General features: G+C 70.5%; 1 protein-coding gene. It reads right to left on the reverse strand.

Annotation, left to right across the window (positions count from 1 at the left end; translation table 11 throughout):
- Positions 1-264, reverse strand: a 264-nt coding sequence (locus tag ACTT8P_RS38625; RefSeq protein WP_442836457.1) for a DUF2252 family protein, incomplete at both ends; no start/stop codon positions are given.

Below are 264 nucleotides of genomic sequence, written 5' to 3' on the forward strand. Positions count from 1 at the left end.
GTCCAGGACTGCAGGAACGGCAGCTCGGCGAGGCCGGCGACGGTCCGGCGATAGGAGGCCGCGGCGTCGCGGGCCGCGCGCAGGCAGTCGTCGGCGTCGGCACCGCTCTCGCGTCCGGCCAGGACGAGGCTCGCGGCGAGGCGTTCGAGATCCCATTCCCACGGCCCGAGAATCGTCTCGTCGAAATCGTTGATATCCATCACGATCTCGCCGCGCTGGGTGCCGTAGAGGCCGAAGTTGGCGGCGTGCGCGTCGCCACAGATC

It is taken from the genome of Streptomyces sp. JW3, assembly GCF_052216785.1.
Lineage (GTDB): Bacteria > Actinomycetota > Actinomycetes > Streptomycetales > Streptomycetaceae > Streptomyces.